Annotated in this window: 21 protein-coding genes and 1 pseudogene; 12 read left to right on the forward strand and 10 right to left on the reverse strand. The window is 68.2% G+C overall.

What is annotated here, in order from left to right; genetic code table 11:
• Positions 1-57: 57 nt before the first annotated feature.
• A complete protein-coding gene (locus K7B10_RS07380; protein WP_229335142.1) occupies positions 58-1,281 on the reverse strand; it encodes an MFS transporter in 1,224 nt (407 codons plus the stop codon).
• Positions 1,282-1,286: 5 nt separating this feature from the next.
• Entirely contained in the window at positions 1,287-2,648 is a 1,362-nt protein-coding gene (locus K7B10_RS07385; RefSeq protein WP_229335143.1) for an NAD(P)-binding domain-containing protein, read from the reverse strand.
• A gap of 114 nt (positions 2,649-2,762) precedes the next feature.
• On the opposite strand from K7B10_RS07385, the gene K7B10_RS07390 reads away from it, so the two are divergent.
• From K7B10_RS07390 to K7B10_RS07400, 3 genes are all read left to right on the forward strand, one after another.
• Complete coding sequence (locus tag K7B10_RS07390; protein WP_229335144.1) at positions 2,763-3,125, forward strand: ArsR/SmtB family transcription factor; 363 nt, start codon at positions 2,763-2,765, stop codon at positions 3,123-3,125.
• Positions 3,122-3,616, forward strand: coding sequence for a GNAT family N-acetyltransferase (locus K7B10_RS07395; protein ID WP_229335145.1), 495 nt, complete (start codon positions 3,122-3,124; stop codon positions 3,614-3,616). The genes K7B10_RS07390 and K7B10_RS07395 overlap by 4 nt, the downstream gene beginning before the upstream one ends.
• Before the next feature lie 86 nt (positions 3,617-3,702).
• Positions 3,703-4,104 (forward strand): cadmium resistance transporter, encoded by a 402-nt coding sequence (locus tag K7B10_RS07400; RefSeq protein WP_229335146.1) that lies wholly within the window; start codon positions 3,703-3,705, stop codon positions 4,102-4,104.
• 176 nt (positions 4,105-4,280) lie between these two features.
• Here the strand turns inward: K7B10_RS07400 and K7B10_RS07405 are convergent, their stop codons facing one another.
• From K7B10_RS07405 to K7B10_RS07435, 7 genes and pseudogenes are all read right to left on the reverse strand, one after another.
• Complete coding sequence (locus K7B10_RS07405) at positions 4,281-5,498, reverse strand: hypothetical protein (protein ID WP_229335147.1); 1,218 nt, start codon at positions 5,496-5,498, stop codon at positions 4,281-4,283.
• A gap of 15 nt (positions 5,499-5,513) precedes the next feature.
• Entirely contained in the window at positions 5,514-5,774 is a 261-nt protein-coding gene (locus K7B10_RS07410) for a hypothetical protein (protein WP_229335148.1), read from the reverse strand.
• 29 nt (positions 5,775-5,803) lie between these two features.
• The gene (locus K7B10_RS07415; protein ID WP_229344821.1) at positions 5,804-6,052 is read right to left on the reverse strand and encodes an ABC transporter permease; all 249 of its coding nucleotides are present in this window, start codon (positions 6,050-6,052) and stop codon (positions 5,804-5,806) included.
• Positions 6,053-6,608: 556 nt separating this feature from the next.
• Positions 6,609-7,046 carry an NUDIX hydrolase gene (locus tag K7B10_RS07420; RefSeq protein WP_229335149.1) on the reverse strand — a complete coding sequence of 146 codons (438 nt, stop codon included), beginning with the start codon at positions 7,044-7,046 and terminating at the stop codon, positions 6,609-6,611.
• A gap of 301 nt (positions 7,047-7,347) precedes the next feature.
• Entirely contained in the window at positions 7,348-7,896 is a 549-nt protein-coding gene (locus tag K7B10_RS07425; RefSeq protein ID WP_229335150.1) for a GNAT family N-acetyltransferase, read from the reverse strand.
• Between the two features lie 22 nt (positions 7,897-7,918).
• Entirely contained in the window at positions 7,919-8,068 is a 150-nt protein-coding gene (locus tag K7B10_RS07430) for a hypothetical protein (protein ID WP_229335151.1), read from the reverse strand.
• 755 nt (positions 8,069-8,823) lie between these two features.
• A pseudogene (locus tag K7B10_RS07435) lies at positions 8,824-8,988 on the reverse strand (pirin); the annotation flags it as partial.
• A 95-nt stretch (positions 8,989-9,083) separates the two neighbouring features.
• Between K7B10_RS07435 and K7B10_RS41220 the strand changes: the two are divergent.
• From K7B10_RS41220 to K7B10_RS07450, 3 genes are all read left to right on the forward strand, one after another.
• Positions 9,084-10,238 (forward strand): tyrosine-type recombinase/integrase, encoded by a 1,155-nt coding sequence (locus K7B10_RS41220; protein WP_229335152.1) that lies wholly within the window; start codon positions 9,084-9,086, stop codon positions 10,236-10,238.
• 573 nt (positions 10,239-10,811) lie between these two features.
• On the forward strand, positions 10,812-11,717 hold the full coding sequence (locus K7B10_RS07445) for a tyrosine-type recombinase/integrase (protein ID WP_372481382.1): 906 nt from the start codon (positions 10,812-10,814) through the stop codon (positions 11,715-11,717).
• A 256-nt stretch (positions 11,718-11,973) separates the two neighbouring features.
• A complete protein-coding gene (locus K7B10_RS07450) occupies positions 11,974-12,783 on the forward strand; it encodes a protein kinase family protein (protein WP_229335154.1) in 810 nt (269 codons plus the stop codon).
• A 123-nt stretch (positions 12,784-12,906) separates the two neighbouring features.
• Here K7B10_RS07450 and K7B10_RS07455 read toward each other — a convergent pair whose 3' ends face one another.
• On the reverse strand, positions 12,907-13,710 hold the full coding sequence (locus tag K7B10_RS07455) for a class I SAM-dependent methyltransferase (protein ID WP_229335155.1): 804 nt from the start codon (positions 13,708-13,710) through the stop codon (positions 12,907-12,909).
• A 272-nt stretch (positions 13,711-13,982) separates the two neighbouring features.
• Between K7B10_RS07455 and K7B10_RS07460 the strand changes: the two genes are divergently transcribed.
• The 6 genes from K7B10_RS07460 (at position 13,983) to K7B10_RS07485 (ending at position 22,246) form a co-directional block, all read left to right on the forward strand.
• Positions 13,983-14,645: a GNAT family N-acetyltransferase gene (locus tag K7B10_RS07460; protein WP_229335156.1), complete on the forward strand. Its 663-nt coding sequence runs from the start codon at positions 13,983-13,985 to the stop codon at positions 14,643-14,645.
• A gap of 156 nt (positions 14,646-14,801) precedes the next feature.
• Complete coding sequence (gene valS, locus K7B10_RS07465) at positions 14,802-17,354, forward strand: valine--tRNA ligase (protein ID WP_229335157.1); 2,553 nt, start codon at positions 14,802-14,804, stop codon at positions 17,352-17,354.
• A gap of 359 nt (positions 17,355-17,713) precedes the next feature.
• Complete coding sequence (locus K7B10_RS07470) at positions 17,714-18,082, forward strand: hypothetical protein (RefSeq protein ID WP_229335158.1); 369 nt, start codon at positions 17,714-17,716, stop codon at positions 18,080-18,082.
• A 111-nt stretch (positions 18,083-18,193) separates the two neighbouring features.
• On the forward strand, positions 18,194-20,062 hold the full coding sequence (locus K7B10_RS07475; RefSeq protein ID WP_229335159.1) for a nitroreductase family protein: 1,869 nt from the start codon (positions 18,194-18,196) through the stop codon (positions 20,060-20,062).
• The gene (locus tag K7B10_RS07480; RefSeq protein ID WP_229335160.1) at positions 20,052-21,077 is read left to right on the forward strand and encodes a hypothetical protein; all 1,026 of its coding nucleotides are present in this window, start codon (positions 20,052-20,054) and stop codon (positions 21,075-21,077) included. Before K7B10_RS07475 ends, K7B10_RS07480 begins: the two co-directional genes overlap by 11 nt.
• Positions 21,074-22,246, forward strand: a complete 1,173-nt coding sequence (locus K7B10_RS07485; protein ID WP_229335161.1) for a JmjC domain-containing protein — start codon at positions 21,074-21,076, stop codon at positions 22,244-22,246. The genes K7B10_RS07480 and K7B10_RS07485 overlap by 4 nt, the downstream gene beginning before the upstream one ends.
• Positions 22,247-22,305: the final 59 nt, after the last annotated feature.

A 22,305-nucleotide genomic window follows, 5' to 3' on the forward strand; every position in this document is an offset into this window, starting at 1 on the left:
CGTCGAGGTGCACAAGGGACGAGGTGGTGATCTGAGTGATTCGCGGGAAACGGCGGCTCACGGGGCTGATTTCACGTCGCTCCGCCCCCACCCTGCGAGGCACGCGGCCACGCCGGAGACCACCGCGAGCAGCCCGAAGAGCTGGGGGTAGCCGCCGAGAGGGCCGGCCAGGGCGGCACCGGCCCAGGGGGCGAGGGCGGCGGCGATGTGGGCGGGGGCAGCGAGGAGTCCCGAGAGTCGGCCGTAGTGGGCGGTGCCCCAGCGGTCGGTGACGGCGGTGGCCTGGAGCAGGGTTAGGTTGCCGCGAACGACTCCTGCCAGGACGGCGAGGACGACCAGCAGGGGCAGGGGGCCCGGGACGAGGGCGAGCGCTGCAGTGGTGGCGCCGCCAAGGGCGATGAGGGTCACCGTACGGGCGGTGACCGAGGTATGGCCGGCCAGGCTCGCGTAGAGGGTGCGACCAAGCGTCTGGCCCGCGCCGCCGAGTCCCAGGGCCCAGGCGGCTGTTGTGGCGTCGGCGCCGCGTTCGGTGAGGAGCGGGATCAGGCCGATGACGACGGCGTACATGGCGAAGCCGGAGAGGGTGAAAGCCGCCGCGAGCGTGAGGAAGGGGCGGGTCTTGGCTACCGGCGTGCGGTCGGTGGTGGGCGGGACCGGAGGTGCCGGGGGCCAGCGGGCTCGCAGGGCCAGCGCGTGGGCGGGGATGGTGATCGCGGCCAGGATGAGGGCGAGGACGGCATAGGTCTGCCGCCAGCTGAGATGTTCGGCGAGGGTGGCGGCGAGCGGCGCGAAGACCGTGGAGGCCAGGCCGCCCGCCAGGGTGACGATGGTCAGCGCCCGGACCCGGTCCGGTCCCCACCAGCGGGTGACGGCCGCGAAGGCGGGCGGATAGAAGGTAGCCGCCATCGCGATTCCGGCCAGGATCCAACCGAGGAAGAAGACGGGCAGGTTGGGGGCGGCGGCGATGGTCAGGACGGCGAGCACGCCCATGCCTGATCCGGCGGTCATCACCGCTCGGGGACCTCGGCGGTCGAGGATCCGGCCGACGGGGATTCCGACCAGGGCGGAGACGAGCAAGGCGAGGGAGAAGGCGCCGGTGGTCGCGTTGGCGGACCAGCCTGTGTCGGCGGTCAGGCGCGGGAGGAGTACGGGGAAGGCGTAGTAGACGATGCCCCAGCTGGTGATCTGCGTGGCGCAGAGGGCTGGGAGTACGGCGCGCGGCCGTGACCGGACCCCCGTTCCGGTCACGGCCGCTCCCGCTCCGGCCTTGGTGTTGGACACCGTGGTCAGCAGCCGCCGGAGGAGGTGGGGGCGCCGATGGTGAGGGTGGCCGGGGCGGCGCAGCAGCCGCCACCGGCCTCTTCGGCGGCCTCGGGCTGGTCGAACAGGCCCGCGCCGCCGCACACTCCGGTCTCGGGAAGGGTGAGTTCGACACGCTCGGCGGCCTCGCGGTCGCCGGCAAGGGCTGCGGCGACGGAGCGGACCTGCTCGTAGCCGGTCATGGCCAGGAACGTCGGGGCCCGACCGTAGGACTTCATGCCCACCAGGTAGACGTCCTCCTCCGGGTGGGAGAGCTCGCCCGCCCCGTGGGGGTAGACGGTGCCGCAGGAGTGCTGGTTGGGGTCGATCAGCGGAGCGAGCTCGACCGGGGCCTGGAGTCGTTCGTCGAGGCCGAGGCGGAGTTCGTCGAGGAAGGTCAGGTCGGGGCGGAAGCCGGTCAGGACGATGACCTCGTCCACCGGGTCCAGGCGACGGCCGTCCTCACCGACCAGGACCAGGCGGCCGTCCCCGGTCTTCTCGATGGCGTCGGTGCGGAAACCGGTGACCGCGTCGGCGTACCCGCCGTCGACGGCAGCCTTGGCCGCGAGGCCGAGGGCGCCGCGGGCGGGCAGCTGGTCGGCGGTGCCGCCGCCGAAGGTGGAGCCGGAGATCCCGCGTCGGAGGATCCAGGTGGCGTGCGTCCCGGTGCCGTCCTCCGCCTTGGCAAGATCGGCAAGGTAGGCGAGCGCGGTGAAGGCGGAGGCGCCGGAGCCGATGACGGCGGTGCGCTTGCCGGCGTACCGGGTGCGGACGGCGGGGTCCTTGAGGTCGGGGACGCGGTAGGTGATGCGGTCGGCCGCGCTCTTCTCGCCGAGTGCGTGCAGGCCGCTGCCGCCAGCGGGGCTGGGGGTGGACCAGGTTCCTGAGGCGTCGATCACGGCGCGGGCGAAGATCCGCTCCTCACGGCCCTCAGGGCTGGTGAGGTGGACGACGAAGGGCTGGCTCTCGCGGTCGGCGTCGACGATGCGGTCGCGGCCAGTGCGCGAGACCCCGGTGACGGTCGCGTTGTAGCGGACGCGGTCGCCGAGGACATCGGCCAGGGGCTGGAGGTAGAGCTCGGCCCAGTCACCGCCGGACGGGTACGTGGCGCCGTCCGGCTTCACCCAGCCGGTGGGGGCGAGGAGCTTCTCGGCCTCAGGGTCGACCACCTCGGACCAGGTGGAGAAGAGGCGTACGTGAGACCAGTCGCGCACGGCGGACGCGGCGGCCGGTCCGGCCTCCAGGACCAGGGGCTCGATGTCCCGCTCGATGAGGCGGGCGGCCGCTGCGAGTCCGATCGGGCCGGCGCCGATCACGACGACGGGCAGGGTCTCAGTGGTGGCGTTCACAGCGGGCTCCCCGGTTGATTTGACGTTTGTCGATGTCCTGACGCCTCTAGAGTGGACCTTGGATCGACGTTCGTCAACATAGACATCCATCGAAATTTCTCCGATGATGGAGGCATGACTACGAAGGTGTTGCCGTTGCTGGAGCCGGAAGCCGTGGCGGCGTGCTGCCCGCCCCTGTCGGAGCGCCCGCTGACGGCCGAGGAGGCCGAGCGGACCGCCGTCATGTTCAAGGCCCTGGGCGACCCGGTCCGCCTGCGCCTGTTCTCGCTGGTCGCCTCCCACGAGGGCGGCGAGGCCTGCGTGTGCGACATCTCCGACGTCGGCGTATCCCAACCGACGGTCTCCCACCACCTCAAGAAGCTCCGGGAAGCCGGGCTGCTGTCCTCCGAGCGGCGCGGCACCTGGGTGTACTACCGGGTCGAGCCCGCCGTGCTCGCCGCCATGGGACAGCTCCTGACCCGCGCGGCCGCCGTATGAGCATCACCATCGCGCCGCTGGCCGAAGCGCACGCGGATCAGGTCCTGGCGATCTACCAGGCGGGGATCGACGAGGGCAACGCCACCTTCGAGACCACCGCCCCGACCTGGCGGGCGTTCGAGGCCGGCAAGCTGCCGGAGCACCGCTTCGCCGCCGTCGGCGCGGACGGCAAGGTCCTCGGCTGGGTCGCGGCGAGCGCCGTCTCGGACCGGTGCGCGTACGCGGGTGTGGTCGAGCACTCCGTCTACGTCCACCCCGCCGCCCGCGGGCAAGGGGTCGCCATGCGGCTCCTCACCGCGCTGATCGGCTCGACGGAGACCGCGGGGATCTGGACGATCCAGTCCGGCATCTTCCCCGAGAACCGCGCGAGCCTGGCCCTCCACCAGAGGGCCGGATTCCGGATCATCGGCACCCGCGAGCGCATCGGCCGCCACCACGGCGCGTGGCGTGACGTGGTGCTGTTGGAGCGCCGCAGCCCGCGGATCAGCTGACCTCAGCCCTCCCGCCACGCCCGTCACTGCTGTTCAGCGTGAGCTGGCGGTGATGGACGTCGAAGTGCTGCGTCGGGTAGCGGTAGATGTCCGCGAGCGTCCTGATCCTGGCGCTGTTCTTCGCCCAGGGCGCCGGACACCGCGGCTCCACCCGCAAAATCGTGCTCGGCCAGTACCTCGGCTTCACCGCGATCCTGGCCGTAGCCGTAGCCGTGGCCGTGGCCGTGGCCGTGGCCGTGGCCGCAGCCTTCGGCGCCACATTCCTGCCGCAGTCGGCCATCCCCTACCTCGGTCTCCTCCCCCTCGCCTTGGGCCTGAAGGCCGCCTGGCAGGCATGGAAGCACCGCAACGAAGACGGAGACGACGACGGCGAGGCCCCACAGGGCGGGCCGACCACCATGGCGGTTGCAGCCGTGACCTTCGCCAACGGCGGCGACAACATCGGCGTCTACGTCCCCGTGTTCGCCACCGCCGGCATCGGACTCTGAGCCGACTCCGTCCACCTTCCACGGCTATCGGTCCAGTTGGCTGGACACAGCGGCGGGCCAACGGGGATCGGTGCCCTCGACCGGCCTCCAGGTTTCGAGCCGTACCTCCGCTCTGCTGGACGGCGGGGTGGGCGGCGCGGCGCCCGCACCGCCCCGAGTGCCGTGCCCACACCGGTTCAGCTGCCGATGCCGAAGTGCACGTACCGCGGTTCCACGTTGCGGCGGTCGAAGCCGCCCTGGAGGGTGTAGCCGGAGGCCACCCACTCCGAGGAATTCGGATCATGGCGGTGACACGTGAGGTAGTCGCCCCACTTGCCCCCCAGGGGGCCGTGTGTGCTCGTACCGGTGACGGCCAGCCGCCATTCACCGCCGTCGCGGAAGCCCACCACATGCGAGGGATGCCGGGGACCACCGCCGAGGAACAGGGTGACGCCGACGATTCCCTGGGCGTTCGGGCAGGCCGCCGGCTGGGCGTACGCGGACTCCTGGCTCCAGATGTCGGGCTCCTCCACCAAGGCCTGCGTGGTCACGTCGACGACCGCGCCCTTGACGTACGGCATGGGTCGTCCGGATCGGGGACCGGCCGTCCACAGGAAGCCCGCGCGGGTGCCGCTCACCCAGCCGCCGGTGATGCGCGAGTCGGTACGGGTGAGCCACTCGACGCCGCCGGGTCCGGGGGCGGAGAACGGATCGGGGGTCCACGGGCTCACCTGCACATCGAACGAACCCACCGTGTTCGAGGCGTCGGGCCAGCCGTGCACCCTGAGGGTCCGGCCGCCGTTGTGGCTGGCGAAGAACATGCTGCCGACCGCGCCCTGGGTGAGCCGCAGGGAACCGTTCTGCGTCGTCGTCCACCACTGGTACGTCAGCTCGGTAGCGGCCTTGAGCGCGTCGAGGGGCAGCTTGAAGGCGAAGGCGCGCTGCCAGTTCCCTGCCGCGTTGAAGGCGTTGAAGGTGATGTAGAGGTGGTTCGAACTCAGCGCTGCGTCCGGGTAGTCGAACCACATGTCCGTCCACGAGTGGTCCAGGTCCCGCGGGCTGAAGTCCTGCCATTTCCATGCGGTCGGGTCGTCACCTGGGGCGTAAGCAACGCGGAAGACGTTGCTGCCCGCCTTGGCGCTGTACTGGAGGATCCAGATCCAGAGGTCCCGGCTGGGTTCGTAGAGGACGATCTGGTCGCAGCAGAAGCCGCCCGCCGCAGAGGGCAGCGTGGTGAACGGATCGACCAGGGTCCATCCCGCGCCGTTGTCGGTGCTGCGGCCGGCGAACCAGTTGCCGGTGATGAAGATGTTGTCGTGGGATGTCGCGACGGTCGGCTCGTGGATGGTGCCGGTCTGGATGCCGGTGGCGTTGTCGTCGAGGCCGATGTTCTTGATGAGGCGGACCTGAGCCATGACTGCTGTCCTCCGTCACTGCTCCTCGGGCTCGTCGAGCTCCTGAGGAATGGTTTCGGGCACCTGGTCCTGAGTGGGGCCCATCGGCTTGCGACGTCGGCTGACCTTCTCCTCGCGGGCGTCGAGCTCCTCGGGTGTCGGCGTGCCCTCCGCCGACTCGGCCAGGGCCCTGGCCCGCTTTCCGGGCTTCGCCAGGGACTTCGGCTTGCGGGCATGCCCCACATTCGCTTCCTGCGCCACGTACGGGGGACCCTCGGTCCGCTTCTCGTTCGACATCTGACAGCCTCCGGTTCCTGCTGATCAGCTCACTCCGTGCGCGGCTGCAGCGCCTTGGCCCTGCGCCATTCACCGCGCGCGAGCAGCGAGAACGTGAGCGTGGCGCAGGCGGCGAGCGCGACGATGACCCATTCGAGCGCCCCGCTGTGCTGGTCCGGGTCGACCCCGAAGACTTCTTCGATCCAGTCGCGCCAGACCAGGGTCACGATGAGAAGAATTCCGCTGATCGCGGCGGCGATCGCCTCGATCCAGCCGCGCATACGCACATCACGCATCATCTTGCGCACCCTTCGCGAGGTATTCCACGGGCGGACCGGCCGCTCCACAACCGAGGCCAGGGTGAACGCGCCCGACGGACGGACGGGCGGCGACGGCCCATCAGCGGCACCGCCACCGCAAGCAGGCGGCAACAGGAAATGCCGGGCCGAGGCCTCACTCTCAGTAGGCGCCGCACCCCCGAGACTGTCAAACGCGCCAGCACGGGTGCGCGCCACAGAACGCCGTCCGTGCGGCGGCTCCGCAGACACCGGTACCGCTCCGCAGTCGGTCTGCGATACGGCGAAGGGGCATCTGGACGCCGGATCAGGAGACCGCGCAGTGAGCGCGGCCTCCGCCGACCATCTGCTCGCCGCTGTCGCGCCGAGTGGCCCCCTCCCCCACGGCGGTCGGTGCCGCCGTGGCCGGTACGCGGCTCGCGAGAGGGCTCCTTCCACGGCCCAGTGGTGTACGCCGAGTCCGGAGCCATGTTGGCAGCAGCCACAGTGCACCGCAGGCACCGTCGGGGCCGACGCACTTCGGTGTCGGTCCCCGACGACAAGTCCACCGATCCGGAAGCTACTTCGCAGCCTCCGTCTGAAGGGCGCCGGCGCCGATGGCGCCCCGGAGGACGTGGGCGATCTCCTCGGGCTTGAGGTCGATGCCGTCGAGGCCCTCGACGGTCAGCGGGACCTCCTCCAGCGCGTACTCGCCGCGGCCTTCGGCGCTGAACTCGGGACCGGTGCGGTCCTCGAAGGACCAGGTGGCGATGCGGGCGAGGTAGAAGAGCTGACGCTCGTCGACGGACTCCATCATGTGGAGGAGCCGGACGATGTCGGCCTTCCCCGCGATCTCCTCGTGGATCTCCCGGTGAAGGGCGGCCTCCCGGGACTCGTCGCTGGGTTCGACGCCGCCGCCGGGCAGGACCCAGTACACGGGGATGCCGGGCTTGGTGCGGCGGATGACCAGCATCGTGTCGTGAGCGGTGACGAGGACGGCGCGGACTCGTTCGATCATTTCGGTCTGTCTCCTTGCTTGTTGACGGTCTCGGTGCAGCAGCCAGCCGCCACCGACGTGGACGGATTGGCCAGTGATGAACGAGGCGGAGGGGCCCACGGGGAACGCCACCAGGGCCGCGACGTCTTCGGGCCGTCCACGGCGAGGGACGCACTGTCGCTTGATCTGGTCCTCCGGGCGCGCGGTGCTGTGCGGGGACGGAGTTCTCGGCCTCGACCTGGATGGCGGCGGGCATGACCGTGTTGATGCAGACGCCGTACGGGCCCAGTTCGCGGGCGAGGGAGCGGGCAGTCAGGCGCCCCTACCGAAGGGTGCGGAGCATGGTGGCGTAGATGGGCGCGTCAGGGAATGGCTGCTGGTCGCCGATGTGCTGGTACCCCCAACTCTGGTAGAGGTCCCTCACCTTCGGGTGGCCCGGCTCGACGAGGAGAGTGACGCGTTCCTCGGTACGGCCGGCCAGCAGTTCCTCGTGGATGCGCTGGGCCAGGCCGGTCCCTCGCCAAGGAGCACGGACCATGATCTCAAAGAGGGCGATGGTTCGGGTGCCGTCCTCGGCAGTGTCGACTGCGGGGAGGGACTGGAGCATGTGGGCCCACCAGCCGGTGTTCTCAGGCAGGGGAGCGGCGTACGCGTAGCCGGCGGCCTCGCCACCGTCGTAGGCGACCACGGCCTCCCAGGAGGGTCGGGCGGAGTGACCGGTCAGGCGGCCCTCGAAGCGGTCGACCGAGAAGAACGGGTCCTCGTCGATCTCGTTCTCGTACACTTCGGCATATACGCCGACCAGGGTGGGGCGGATGGTGGACAGCTGGTCGGTGCCGTAGCGGTGAAGGGTGATCTCCGAGGCCGACATGGTGCTCCTTGTGGCGCGGGGTTCAGGCGGTACGGGTGCGGTCGTTCCAGTCTCGGGTGATGGCCGACTGAGGGGCTGCCTGGTTGAGGGAGGAGGTGAAGCTGCCGAGCAGGTGGGGGACGCGGCCGGCGTCGGCACCGGTCGGCTCAATGACACGGGTGGCAGTGGCCACGGCCTGCTCGACGTCGCCTTGCGCGACTTGGGCGAGGGCGGCCCGGGACAGGTAGTAAGCACGGTTGCGGTGCTGGTCGATACGGAGGTCTGCGATGCACCGATGGGTAGGGAACTCGGCCTTTTCCGGATCGCCGAGACGGTAGTGGGTGATGCCGGTCAGGCCGTGGAGTTCGCCCCGAGTGCAGAAGGCGACGGAGGAGGGCCGGGCCTCGGCCAGGTCGCGCGGTCGTAGGCAGCGTGGGCTCGGTCGACGGCACGCAGGGCCCTGCTCTTGTCGCCGAGGCTGGCAGCGGTCAGGGCGATGCGGGAATGGGTCAGGGAGGCGTAGAGGGGGTCGGTGCGGTGCGCCCGCGTGCCGGGTGCACGCTTCGGCAGCGGCGAGAGCGTCGGCGTACCGGCCGCGCTATCCGGCGAGCATGGCGGCGCACCGCCAAGTCTGGTGCTGGACCTGACCGTCTCCGGAGAGCCCTGCGAGGGTGACGGCTTGCTCCAGGTAGCGCTGAGCCTCGATCGCTACCACCACACACGCGGGTGGACGCCACCAGGCCTGATGGTCCGCCACCAAAGTCAGCATCGGGTCAGCATTGGTCCTGGCAAAGCTGACCCCAGCTGGTCATACCTGGGAAACGCCGAGGGCCCGGAGAGGTCGTCCCGGAGCCCCCCGTCGCTCGCCTCGCCGGGATGATCTCCGCACGGGATGCGACCTCTCCTCCACTGATCTCGACTGGTCGACCTACTCCAGGAAAGCGCAGGTCAGCGCACTCGTCCGCGCGCCTTCAGCGGCCCCGGCGGGAGCTGCGGAGCAGGGATCGGAGGGCCGTCGTAGCCCTTCACTTCGCCGTAGCGGGTGCCTTCCATCCAGTCCTTGCGGGCTTGTACGATCTCCTCGTTGCTCCGGCCGATCCAGTTCCAGAACATACCGCTCCTCAGGAGCATCGGTGCAGGTCAGAGCACTCCTAGGCCGCTGAAGGTCAGCAAACCGTCAGCATCGCAAGCCAAGGAGTACTACCACCGTGGCAGCCACGACAACCATCCACGGCACCGGCACCGTCTTCAAGGACTGCGGGCACGCACCCTCCTATTGGCCGAAGTGTGCCCACGGCTGGAAGATCCGGTACCGCAATGCCTTCGGCAAGCAGAGCCAGGAGTCCGGCTTCCCCGACAAGGACAAGGCGTCCGAGCGTCTGTTGGAGATCCACAACCAGAAGGCCTCCAAGCCGGCGAACCAGGCGAAGGCCGAGCGCATCGCGCGATACGGCCAGATGCGGTTCGACGAGTACGCCACCGCGTGGAAGGAAGGCCAACGCCACCTCGCGCCGGCGTCCGTCGGCCACCTCGACTCGCTGCTGCAGCACCACCTCTATCCGGCCTTCGGCAGCCGCCGGATGGGCACCTTCGACCACAAGGTCGTCGACGGGTTCATACGCACGATGGAGCGGAACGGCGCCGGGCTGGCGACGCAGTCGAACGCCTTCGACAAGCTCAAGGCGATCCTGCTCGACGCGCACCGCCTCGGCCTCTTCGAAGAGAGCCCACTGCTCGGCGTGCAAGCACCGGTTTACGACCCCAAGAAGGCCGTCATCCCGTCGCCCGAGCAGTTGCGCAACCTGCGCCTCGCGGGCGACGACATCTTCACCCTGCTGGTCGACGTCATGAGCGGGTGCGGCCTCCGCAACGCGGAGGCAGCCGCGGTCAACGTGAACAACATCGTCGCCGACGACGTGTACCGCGTCACCGAGCAGGTCAACCAGACCACCAAGCACTACGAGCGCCTCAAGCACCGGAAGCCGGGCGAGTATCGGGACGTTCCCCTGCCTGCCCGAGTGAGGGACAGCATCGAGTGGTACGCCGACAAGTACGGCACGGTAGACGGCTATCTGTTGCGCCATCCGCACGACGCTGGCCGCCCGTACCAGCCGTACCTGCTCCAGAACCAGTGGCAGAGGCTGAAGCGCTCCGGCGCCCTCGACATCCCAGAGGGCATGGTGATCTACGGTTGCAGACACTTCTTCGCCTCGAACTGCCTCGCACATCGGATCCCGATTACCGACGTCGCGGAGTGGATGGGCCACAAGAGCCTGGAGATCACGTTCAAGATCTACCGGCACCTCATGCCCGGATCGATCGGCCAGGCGGCCAAGATGCTCAACGTCGAGCTGACTGCGTAGCCGGTCGTATACCAGAGGATCCCCGGTTAGCCCAACCGGGGATCCCCTGGACCATGGATGCCGTCAGCAGCAGTTCGAGCAAGGAGTTCCGATTTCAAGCGATTTCATCTCCGCCAAGCAGTTGGCTCACCAGCTCAACATGTCTCTCTCATGGGTCTACAGAGAGGCAGCTCGATTGGGCCTACCCAGCTACAGATTCGGTTCGGGCCGCAGCGCCAAAATCCAATTCAAGGTATCCGAGGTCAACGCTTGGATACGCCAGCACAGGCAGACCACCTAGCAACCGAGACATCTCAACGGCTCCACACAAGAGGCAGGCCCAGACCCATGAAGACCCTCCCACGAGGTATGGGGACAGTATTCAAGCGCTGCAACCACTCGAGTGACGAGTGGTCGCGATGTCAACATCCATACGTGATCCGATACCGCAGCTTGAGCGGGCGGCAGACAGAGCAAGGAGGGTTCCGAACCCAAACCAAGGCAGTTTCCCGGCTTTCTGAGATACACGCAGCGAAGTCTCAGGCATCCTCAAGCTCCGGCTTCCGTCAAGAGCGGGCGGATCGATATGGCCGCATGACTTTCAAGGAATATGCCGAGCAATGGAGACTGGGGCAGCGCCATCTGGCCCCCTCGTCCGCGAGGCACCTCGACTCCCTGCTAAAGCACCACATCTTTCCGGTCCTAGGTAGTCGCCGCATGAACTCATTCGACCACCGAGTAGTCGACGATTTCATTCGAACCCTGGAGGTTGCGGACACGGGCCTAGCCACGCAATCCAACGCATTCGACAAGCTCTCTGCGGTACTTACTGACGCTCAAAGACTCGGCATCTACGACTTCAATCCAACGGATGGAGTCAAGCCGCCACAGTACACACCTGGCCGCGCCACCATACCGACAGTGGAACAACTGCGAAACATCCGACAAATCGGCGACGATAGGCTTCGGTTGATCTGCGACCTAATGAGCGGGTGCGGAATGAGGAATTCCGAGGCCGTCGCCGTGAACATTGACAACATAGTTGCCGACAATGTTTACAGGATTACCGAGCAGGTGAATCAGGCGACCAAGGATTACGATCGCCTCAAGCATCGCAAGTCTGGCGAATATCGCGAAGTTCCACTGCCGCCGCGAATAAGGCAGTCCATCGAACAGTATGCCGCAGAACACGGTAGCATCGACGGCTACCTTCTGAGAGACCCTCGCGATTCATCCAGGCCCTTCCAGCCATACCTGCTCCAAAACCAGTGGCAGCGACTAAAGCGCGCCAACCGCGCAGCCATACCAGACGGAATGGTGCTGTACAGTCTCCGACATTTCTTTGCATCACGGTGCCTCCAACTGCGCATCCCCATTACCGACGTAGCCGACTGGATGGGCCATAAGAGCCTGGATATGACGTTCCGCATCTATCGACACCTGATGCCAGGGTCGATTAAGAGTGCCGCCGAATCCTTGGATTTCGCCTTGGTCGCATAGAGGACGGCACGCGGATAATCTCACAAGGGGATCGGCAGACCCTCTTTCGTAACGGTCCGCCGACAGAGGTTGGCGGACCGTTACGCGTTCTGTAGCTGGCGGCAGGCTGACAACGCGGTTCCTCGCGCTCGGTGAGCACCGACTTCCACTGGTCCGGTCGCGGTGCCGCCGGGACGAGGAGCCCGCCTCAAAGGCCATCCAGGTAGGAGGGGAAACTCCCTGCGGCGTCCGACGAGACTTGGCACCATCCTTGAACATGACGGCGCACCCACTCCTCGACGTCTCCCACGTGGCCTCACTCGACACCTACGTCGCCCAAGTCGGGCCCATCTTTCGCACCTTCGCCGAGCAGGACTCCGGATGCATCTCGTACGGGGTCCTGGCAGGCGAGCGGAGATGGTTTGTGAAGAGCGCCTCGACACCCGCAGCCGCAGCCTTGCTGCGCCAAGCCGTAGCCGTGCACCAAGCCGTCACCCACCCCACCATCATCCCCCTCCTGAACAGCATCACGACGGATCAGGGGCTGGCCCTCGTCTACCCCTGGGTACCGGGCGAAGTCCTCTACCACCCCACCAGGTCTCGTAGCGGAGGCAGAACAGCGCCGGAGAGCACGATGGCTCGCTTCCGCAGGCTTCCTCTCCCCGAAATCCACTCCGCCGTGGAAGCCATCCTGGGTGCCCACATCGCTGTGGAAGGCGCGGGGCTCGTGGCCGTCGACCTCTATGACGGCTGCATGCTGTACGACTTCGAAGAGAACCGCATGAGGTTGTGTGACCTGGATGAATACCGGCAAGGGCCGTTCACCCTGGAAGCCGACCGGCTCCCCGGCTCAAGCCGGTACATGGCTCCGGAGGAGTTCATTCGCGGTTCGGTGATCGACATTCGGACCACTGTGTTCAACCTCGGCAGGGCCTTGCGGCTCCTGCTGGACACCGGCGACGAGGAAAAGGGCTGGCGCGGCACTCCCGATCAGCTCGCGGTCATCGAGAGGGCGACGTCGACCGGACCCAGGGACCGTTTCTCCTCCGTCTCCTCGCTGGCCGATGCCTGGCATGCCGTTGCCTGAATCGCAGTCGCCCGTCGGTGTATACCAGCGCCTGCTGCCACAGCATCGGGCGCTGAGGCAGGCCCTACCTGCCGATCCGACCGCGCCCGTTGGCCTCCCCGTCATCCGGGGAAGCCAACGACGTCAGGACGTGCCAACGACGAGCATGTGCGCAGAAGCGTCGGTGAACACGCCCTGCTCGTCCGCCAGGCGGGCTGTGGCCACCGCGTCGGCGACCAGCGCTTGCGCAACCTCCTGCCCAGCACATCGGCCAGCCGCGACGACGTACGCCCACCCGGGCCCCTCGATGCCGTGTAGGCGCACCTCTTTCATGCCAGCCTCGGCCGCTTCCCGGGCGAGCTCGGCCGCGGTGTGGAAATGCACCACCGTGAACCCGCGACTGCCGTCGTACGAACCGGTCCGCACCACCTCGGTGACCTCTCCTGCGAGGAGATCCGGGGTAAGGCCGGCGCTCACCGTGTAGTCCTGCATCAGTGAGTACCGGGAAATCCCGGCTGCCGCCACCAGACCACCCGGCACCACGACGCGGCGGGCCTCAGAGAGTGCTCTGAGGCGCTCCGCGCGATCCGCCAAGTGGTACAGCGGTCCCAGGAGCAGGACTGCGTCGAAGCTGTGCGTGGGGAGGGTCAGCTCGCGTGCGTCACCTAGCTCAGCCGAGCACCCTGGCACGTACTCGCGGGCTTGTTCGAGATGCTTGGGAACCGGGTCCAGGAGCAACACCTCGTAGCCGTCCTCGACAAGCCACCGGGCGTGAGTCCCCGGCCCTCCGCCCAAGTCCAGCACACGGGCCGGCGGGGGTGGCAGGTACTGGCGTAACAGCTCTTGAGTCCGCTCGAGCTCCAGGCGGCCTGAGGCGGTGGAGTGCAGCCGGGCTGCCTCGTCGTACTCTGCGTAGAAGTCTGCGATCCGTGCATCGATCGTCGTCATACACGGCGACGGTAGGCCGCGCCCGGCCGCCTTGTCACCCGGAAATCCATGCCGCGCCTCGTGAGGCAACGTCCCTACGTCGGCCGGGCGGCTCTCCTCCGACTCCGACCCTTGCCATCGCGCAGGCCGTCTCCCTGCAGTCAGGTCAGCGGCGTCACCCATTCGGACGAATCTCGGCCACTGTTCAAGCGAAGCTCGGCGAAGCGGGCGCTCTATCGCCGTTGGACGGAGCTCAAGTGGCCCGGCAAGGGGAGTCGTGGACAGACTGGATTGTGCTGATCGATTACTGGCCGCTACTGGGCCTGCGGCTGACGACGCCCCGCCTGGTGCTTCGCCTGCCCAACCCGGATGAGCTCGCGGAACTGGGCGATCTGGCATACGAGGGTGTTCATGATCCATCCCAGATGCCGTTCAGTAGCGGCTGGACGGATCAACCCGGCGCCGACCGAGCGCGCTCCATGATTCAGCACCAGTGGCTGCGACTCGGGAACTGGCGGCCGGAGGACTGGTCCCTCAATCTCGCGGTCTTCCTCGAAGGCCGTCCCGTGGGAGTGCAGGCCCTGGCTGCGAGGCGCTTCGCGCTGGTGAGGGAGGTCAACACCGCCTCGTGGCTGGGACTGACGTTCCAGAGTCAGGGAATAGGCACGGAGATGCGAGCAGCCGTCCTCCACCTGGCGTTCACGGGACTGGGGGCAGAATCAGCGACCACTGGCTCGTTCATCGACAACAGCGCTTCACTGGCGGTCTCCCGCAAGCTGGGATATGCCGCCGACGGCATCGAACGACGTGTCGTTCGCGGGGATGTCGTCATCCTGCAGCGGCTCCGGCTGTCACGCAGTACATGGCAGACGACCGTGACTCCGGTCACCGAGATCACGGGCCTCACCCCGTGCCTGCCACTTTTCGGCCTACCCCCACAGCAAGCACCTGGCTGACTGCGCACCAGCGGCCCCGCTCCGACCTCGCATCTCAGAGGTCCAGGCCCGCCACGTTCGTCCGACAGCACTCTCATCACACCGCTATCGCTGGCCTGAACTACGCTATTCGATAAGGGAATTACGGACCTCCACAGCCCGATACCATCTACCGTCATGACGACCGCATCTCCTCGCCAGGGCGTACCCGACAAGCCCACACTCGACGGCCTTGAGGCCAAATGGGCTCCGACCTGGGACGAGCAGGGCGTATACGTATTCGACCGCACCGCGCCTCGCGAGCGGGTGTACTCGATCGACACGCCTCCGCCCACCGTGAGCGGCTCCCTCCACGTCGGGCACGTGTTCTCGTACACCCAGACGGACGCACTCGCCCGCTTCCACCGGATGCGCGGCAAGGCGGTCTTCTACCCGATGGGCTGGGACGACAATGGCCTGCCGACCGAGCGCCGGGTGCAGAACTACTTCGGCGTGCGGTGTGACCCCTCGCTGCCGTACGACCCGGAGTTCACTCCGCCCGCCTCTCCAGGCAAGCAGCAGGTCCCGGTGTCCCGCCGCAACTTCATCGAGCTGTGCGAGCGGCTCACGGTGGAGGACGAGAAGGTCTTCGAGAGCCTGTGGCGCCGGCTGGGGCTCTCCGTCGACTGGAATCACACCTACCAGACCATCGACAGCCGGGCGCGTGCCATCTCCCAGCGCGCCTTCCTGGCCAACCTCGCTCGCGGCGAGGCGTACCAGGCCGAGGCTCCGACGCTGTGGGACGTGACGTTCCAGACCGCAGTCGCCCAGGCCGAGCTCGAGGACCGCGAGCGCCCCAGCGCCTACCACCATCTGCTGTTCAGGGCAGAGGCAGGGCCGGCACTGGAGATCGCCACGACACGCCCCGAGCTGCTGCCCGCCTGCGTGGCAGTCGTGGCGCATCCGGATGACGAGCGCTACCAGAAGCTGTTCGGCACCACGGTGCGGACGCCGGTCTTCGGCGTCGAGGTGCCTGTGGTGGCCCACCGCTTGGCCGACCCCGAGAAGGGCACGGGTGCGGCCATGATCTGCACCTTCGGCGACACCACCGACGTGGTGTGGTGGCGTGAGCTGGACCTCCCCACCCGTTCGGTGATCGGGCGGGACGGCCGATTCGTACGCGAGGCACCGGCCGCGCTGGAATCCGACGCCGCGAGGACCGCGTATGCCCAGCTCGCCGGAGCGACGCCGCACACGGCCCGGGAGCGCCTGGTGGAGCTGCTCCGCGCGGACGGCAGCCTCGTCGGCGATCCACGGCCCTTCAACCACATGGTCAAGTTCTACGAGAAGGGCGACAAGCCCCTCGAGATCGTCACCAGCCGCCAGTGGTACCTGCGCAACGGCGGACGCGACGCGGAGCTCCGGCAGAAGCTGCTGCGGCGCGGCCATGAGCTGAACTGGCACCCCGAGCACATGCGGAACCGGTACCAGTCCTGGGTGGAGGGACTTGCCGGGGACTGGCTGATCAGCCGGCAGCGCTACTTCGGCGTACCCGTTCCCGTCTGGTATCAGCTGGACGCCGACGGAATCCCGACTGACGAGCTGATCGTGCCGTCGCAGGACTCGCTGCCCGTGGATCCCAGCAGCGATACCCCGCCGGGCTTCACGCCGGACCAGCGGGACGTCCCGGGCGGCTTCACCGGCGACCCGGACGTGATGGACACCTGGGCAACGTCTTCGCTGACACCTCAGATCGCCGGCGGCTGGGGCCACGACGACGACCTCTTTCAGCGTGTCTTCCCGATGGACCTGCGTCCGCAGGCCCACGAGATCATCCGCACCTGGCTGTTCTCCACCGTCGCCCGCGCCGAGCTGGAGCACGACGCGCTTCCGTGGGCCCATGCCGCAATCAGTGGCTGGATCCTCGACCCCGACCGCAAGAAGATGTCCAAGTCGAAGGGCAACGTCGTCACCCCGCTGGACCTTCTGGACCAGCATGGGTCGGACGCAGTGCGGTACTGGGCAGTCTCGGCCCGGCCGGGAACGGACACCGCCTTCGAGATCGGCCAGATGAAGATCGGCCGACGTCTGGCAATCAAGATCCTCAACGTGTCGAAGTTCGTGCTCGGCCTCGGTGTGGGGGAACGGCGTGCTGCGGTGACCAATCCGCTGGACCAGGCGCTGCTCGCACGACTCGCAGACGTCGTGGACGAGGCAACGGCTCAGCTGGAGGCGTACGACTACGCCCGGGCGCTCGAGACGATCGAGCGGTGCTTCTGGGCGTTCTGCGACGACTACGTGGAGCTGGTGAAGACTCGCGCCTACGGAGGAGGGGGCGAGGAGGCCGCCGCGTCCGCGCAGGCGACCCTGTCGACGGCGCTGTCGACGCTGCTGCGGCTTCTCGCGCCGTTCGTACCGTTCGCAACCGAAGAGGCGTGGAGCTGGTGGCAGCAGGGCTCGGTGCACCAGGCTCAGTGGCCCAGCGGGACCGAGCTTCGGGAGCAGTGCCTGAAGGGAGATCCTCAGCTTCTGGATGTCGCCGCGGAGGCGATCGCCGCCATCCGAAAGGCCAAGAGCGCGGCTCAGGTCTCCATGCGGGCCGAGGTGGCCAGGCTTTCGGCTCGCGGGCCTGCTCCGTTGCTGGCCAGCCTGCGCCAGGTGAGCGGAGACGTGCAGTCTGCCGGGAACATTGGCGAGGTGGATCTCGAAGTGGCCGAGAGTGAGCTCCTCACCTACGAGATCACCATGTAGCTCACGCTGAAACGACAGACGGCGTTGCCGCCCCTCTTGTGGGGGCCGGCAACGCCGTCTTGCGTTACGGGCCACCGGAGTTGACCCGTTCACGGCGATCCCGGCCGGAAGGATTCCGGCCATGCCGGATAAGGGCGTCCAATGCACTGCACAAGGCACGGATGTCCGTACTAGAGTCTCGGCCCTGTGACAGCCAGTCACCACACGTGTGCACTGCGGCCGGTTGAACGGAGCCGTCCGGCTCGATGGCCCCCGTGTGCCGTCCAAGCAAAGCTCAAGTCCACTGCTGACACATCACGGAACCACCCCGCAGGGGTCCTGGTCCACCAGCCTCTGCGGCCGACCTGTGGAAGGTGCCTGTGAAGATCGCGGTGCAAGACCCCGGAAGGAACGCCACCTACGTACTCGACCCGGAGCTTCTGGGCGAGTTCACGGTCGAACCGGCCCAGCTCGGCGAGGGTGCCGACGTCGTGTTCGTCCTGCCGTCGAAGACCCTGTGCGAGCAGGTCCCCGTCGTCGCGGGCACCGGCTCGGCCGACCCCTCCATCCTGATCTCCGACCCCGACGGTGACCACCGGTGGCTGCTGACCCGCTCCGCCCTGGAGCGCTTCGCGGCCGACTGCCAGCCGCCGGCGGACGCCGTGTGGTTCTCCATGCCCGACGCGAGCGCCGGCATCTACTCCGCGGTACCCCTGTTCCGCCGCGCGCTCGTGCAGAACAGCTCCTGAGGCACCAGGGCCCGCGGCAGCAGTGCTGCCGCGGGCCCGCCGCGTCCCGGATCCGGCACTCAGGAGGACTTACACCAGATGGACAGGGTTCGCATATTTCCCGCACGGACCATGGCTCCCCAGATACAAGCCGACGCTCGATGGGTCTCCGTCGACGCCGCGACCCGCAAGGCGTACGTCCTCTCCGGCAAGGACCGGGAGTGCGCGCTGCTGTCCTGGATCGCCCAAGGCAAGGATCGAGAGACGCATGAGGAGTTCAGCGCGGCCGCGAGGGCCCTCGGCATCTCGGATGCCTGGGAGAGTCCGGAGGCACCAGACTTCCTGGCCCACTACCGCCTTCTGAACCTCGACTACCCCTTCCTGGACTACAGCGTCGAAACGAGCCACGAGGCGGACCGGGCACTCATGGACGGCTACGCGGCAAACGGTGCGCCACCTCCCGTCGCGACCCCGCGCCCCGGCCCGAGCACTGATCTGCCCGAGGCTCCGCTCCCCACCGGCCCCCGCAGGGTTCCCGACGTCGCCCTCCTGGCCTCGTGGCTGGCCGCGGCCGGGCGGATCACCGGCCGGCGACAGGGCCGGCACGGCCCCATCGTCATCAAGAGCAGCCCCTCCGGCGGTGCCCGACACCCCACGGACCTCGGCGTGGCCCTCGACGACGGGTGGCCCGCGCCGTTGCGGGGATCGTGGTGGTACGACGGCGACCGCCACACGCTAATCCGGGCGGAAGCCGGATTCCCCGTGACGGCGCCCCTCCCGCCGTCCGGCGCAGCGTTCATCGTCTCCAGCCACGTCGAGCGCGCCATGTGGCGCTACCGGGACGTACGGGCCTTCCGACCCGTCCTCATCGACGCCGGCCACGTCCTGGAAACGCTCGACCTGGCCCTGCAGGCCACCGGCTGGTCCACCGCCTGGCTTCCGATGCCCTCCTTTGTGGGATCCGACCCGATTCTCGGGCTGCTCCTCGCCACACCGGAACCGGCCCACGTGGCAGCAGGACCACCGCCGGCTCCCGAGACCAGGCCGACGGTCCCGGACACCGAGTACCGGACCAACCCCCTCCTGTCCCTCATCCCGCGTGCCGACGGCCTCTACGCCGAGGTCCACTCCGAACGGCAGGGCCTCGCCAAGCTCACGCCTCATACCGTTACCGCCCTCGCCTACGCCAACCCCAGTACGCGCGGCGACCGCCCCTCCCGGCCGGCCGAGATCCGTGAGAACAGCGGCGCGTCCCCGGCAGAGGTCGAGGAACTGGTCGCGGCCCGGGCCCTTCTTCCCGCAGACGAAGCCATGAGGCTCTGGGAGCGGTCACGACCGTGGATCGAGTCCAGCTGGTTCCCCTCCCTCCTGGTGCACGCCGAGGCAGCCGGTGAAGCCCAGACGAAGAAGCACCGAACGACGACCTCGGCCGCGCTGACGTCGCCGGTGCCCTGGTCCCGACTGCCCGCTGCCCTTGCTGCGCGGCGCACCCACCGCGCCTTCTCCGAACTGCCACTCACCAGGGGAAGCCTGGACACCCTGCTCCGGATCCTGGCGACCGTACGGAGCGAAGTCCGGCTCAGCCTGCTGCACCCGAACCACGTCCTGGAGACCGGCACGTACCAGCGCACTGACGGCGGCTGGGCGCGGGTCGGACCGGCGCCCACTCCCGACGAGATCCAGCGCGCGGCCATAGGGCAGCCTTGGACAGCAGGTATATCGGCGGTGGCTTGGCTCGTCCCCCGAGTGACGGAACCTGGCAGCGTGTCCTGGCAGAGCGCGCTCATCCAGTGCGGGCGTGACGCACAGCGCATCGCCCTGGGCCTGGCGACGGATCCGTCGTGCGGCGTCTTTCAGAGCCCGGCTCTGGTGGAGCATCTGCTGGAGCCGCTGACCGGACTCGGCACTGTCCACGACGGGGCCTACCTCGTAGGCGTGGGCAGGACCCGAGCGACCAGCCCCGATGCCGGAGCACATGGGGGTGACGCAAGTGAGCACTGAGCCCTCTGGTTGGGTCGTCTCCGAACGATCCGACGGAACGTGGGACGCCGTGGAGAACACGACGAGCACGGCCTACCAGGTCAGCAGCGCTATCGGTACGCGACTGTGGCGAGAGGACGTGCTCTGGCCGCTCCCGCTGCACCAGGCCCTCGACAGGGTCTCCGGCCCGGCCGAGAGCGGCGACCAAGATGTCATGCCGTTCGTCGACCTGCTTCTCGCGGGAGGTACGGTCCGCTACAACACGGTCGACCCGGCTGTTCAACGATGGCTCCGGACAGGTCTCGCTGCCGCGGTACCCGTCCGCCGGCGAACCGCCGACGTCCTCGTGCGGCTCGAGAGCGATGCCCAGGCCGACATGCTGCACCGGTCGTGCGCCGACGAACGACCCGGCGTCCGTTACCGCATGCCAGGTGATCCCCAGTGGCACGCGCTGGCGGGCCACCTGCCCGCTCTGCCCCCGCTCGCCACTCCCCCGTACCGTGGGCGGTTCGTCGCCCTGCACGCCGCGCTGCTTGTGCCGGCCTCTGGCCAAGCCCTCCTCGTCTGCGGCAACCAGAAGGCCGGCAAGACGACCGCGGCACTCTGGGCCCGCAACGCCGGGCTCGCCTCCGTCGCCACCGACGAGGTCGTACTGCTGGACTCGTTGACCGGTGTGGTCTTCGGTGTCCCGCTCCCGGTCGCAGTACGGTCCGGGGAGCAACGAACCTCCGTGCCGCTGCCGCAGGAAGCCGGAACGTACCTCGGCGCCGCCCTGCCCGCTGCCGTGGTGATCCTCCTCCCGGAGCAGGAGCCAAGATCTCCGGGCGTCGAGACGGCCGGCGACGAGGAAGAGGCCATGTCGTGGCTGGTGGAACACCTCCGTGACGGGGGTGCCAGCCCGACAGACCTGCACCGTAGCAGCCGTGAGCTGGCCTCCCGAGTCCCGGTGCACCGGCTGCGCGTCTCCCCATGGCCGGGCCTCGTCGCCGACCTCGAGTCTCACCTCTCCCCCTTACTCAAGACCTTGGAGCGATGACCATGACGCCACACGCCGTGCATCGACTGGACGAAGTCGACCGACTGGCTATCCGCGTAGGCGCCGTTCCTGCCAGCCTCGTATCCCTCATCGACACCGCCAACAGCAAAGCCGTCGAGCGAGCCGCCGAGCGCCTCCGCCTCGTTCTGGGGGACACCGTGGTGGCGAGCCTCGGACGGCCCTGCGAAGCCCCGTCGCTCGGAAGGGCAGCTGATGGCACCGGCTGGCTGCCTGGCCGCGCTGAGTTCGAGCGCTGGCTTACGGCTGAGCCACGGCTGATCGCCGGACCTGGTACGGGAGCCAACGCGGACATGGAGCTCCGCGACGCCGACGGGAAGCTGCCCGGCGACCGGTTCGGCAACCGGCTGGAACCGGACTCCGACACCTTCCAGATGGACATCCATCGGGTCAGGCGGGCACTGGACGGAGGAGTTACCCTCGGAGTCCGACAGTTCGACCGCTGGTCTGCGGCCCTGGCAGCGCTCATGGACGATGTCGTCGCCGTGTCCGGAGCTGATGTGTTCACGAAGCTCTTCATTTCCGCCGGCACGACAAGCGTCACCGGATGGCACTCCGATCGCCAGGACGTCATCGCCCTGATGCTCTGGGGCAGCAAGCGTTTCCAACTGGGCGGCTGGGACACCCCGGAGGGAGGACCCGCCTCCCGAATCGTCCTCGACGAGGTGCTGAAGCCCGGGGACTCCCTGCTCTTCCCTGAGGGACATCCTCACCAGGCGGTCCCGCTCGGCGATGACAGTGGGCTCCTGTCCATCGCCCTCCTCCGGCACCACAACTGGATCTCCCGGAACCAACTGCCGGCCCACCTCGGCGTGGCCGAGTTTCCTCCGAACGAGGGAACCTATCGTCGGCTGCTGCGATCAAGGCTCCCGCTCTCGGCGGAATCGGTGCGGCTGACCGACGGTACGCAGCTGCGCACACGGATACCGGGAGGAATCGAGCCTCTCGGCGCCACCCCGGACGGCCAGGTCGCGTTCGCCGCCGCCGACGGCGTCTTCGCGGCGAGCCCGGACACCGTGGACCTCCTCGCCTCCGTTCACGCATCGTTCCCCATCAGGCTCGACGAGGCAGCACGACCCGGGGAGCAGCAGGCCGCGGCCGACCAAGGTCGTTCCCTCATCGAGATGGGGCTGATAGTTGCTGGGCCGTAGGGCTCCTCCTCACCCCGTCGATGTCCCGCTCAAGGTCCCGACAGCTCCTGTCGCATGGC

The sequence above is a fragment of the Streptomyces flavotricini genome (assembly GCF_020639365.1).
GTDB classification, from domain to species: Bacteria; Actinomycetota; Actinomycetes; order Streptomycetales; family Streptomycetaceae; genus Streptomyces; species Streptomyces flavotricini.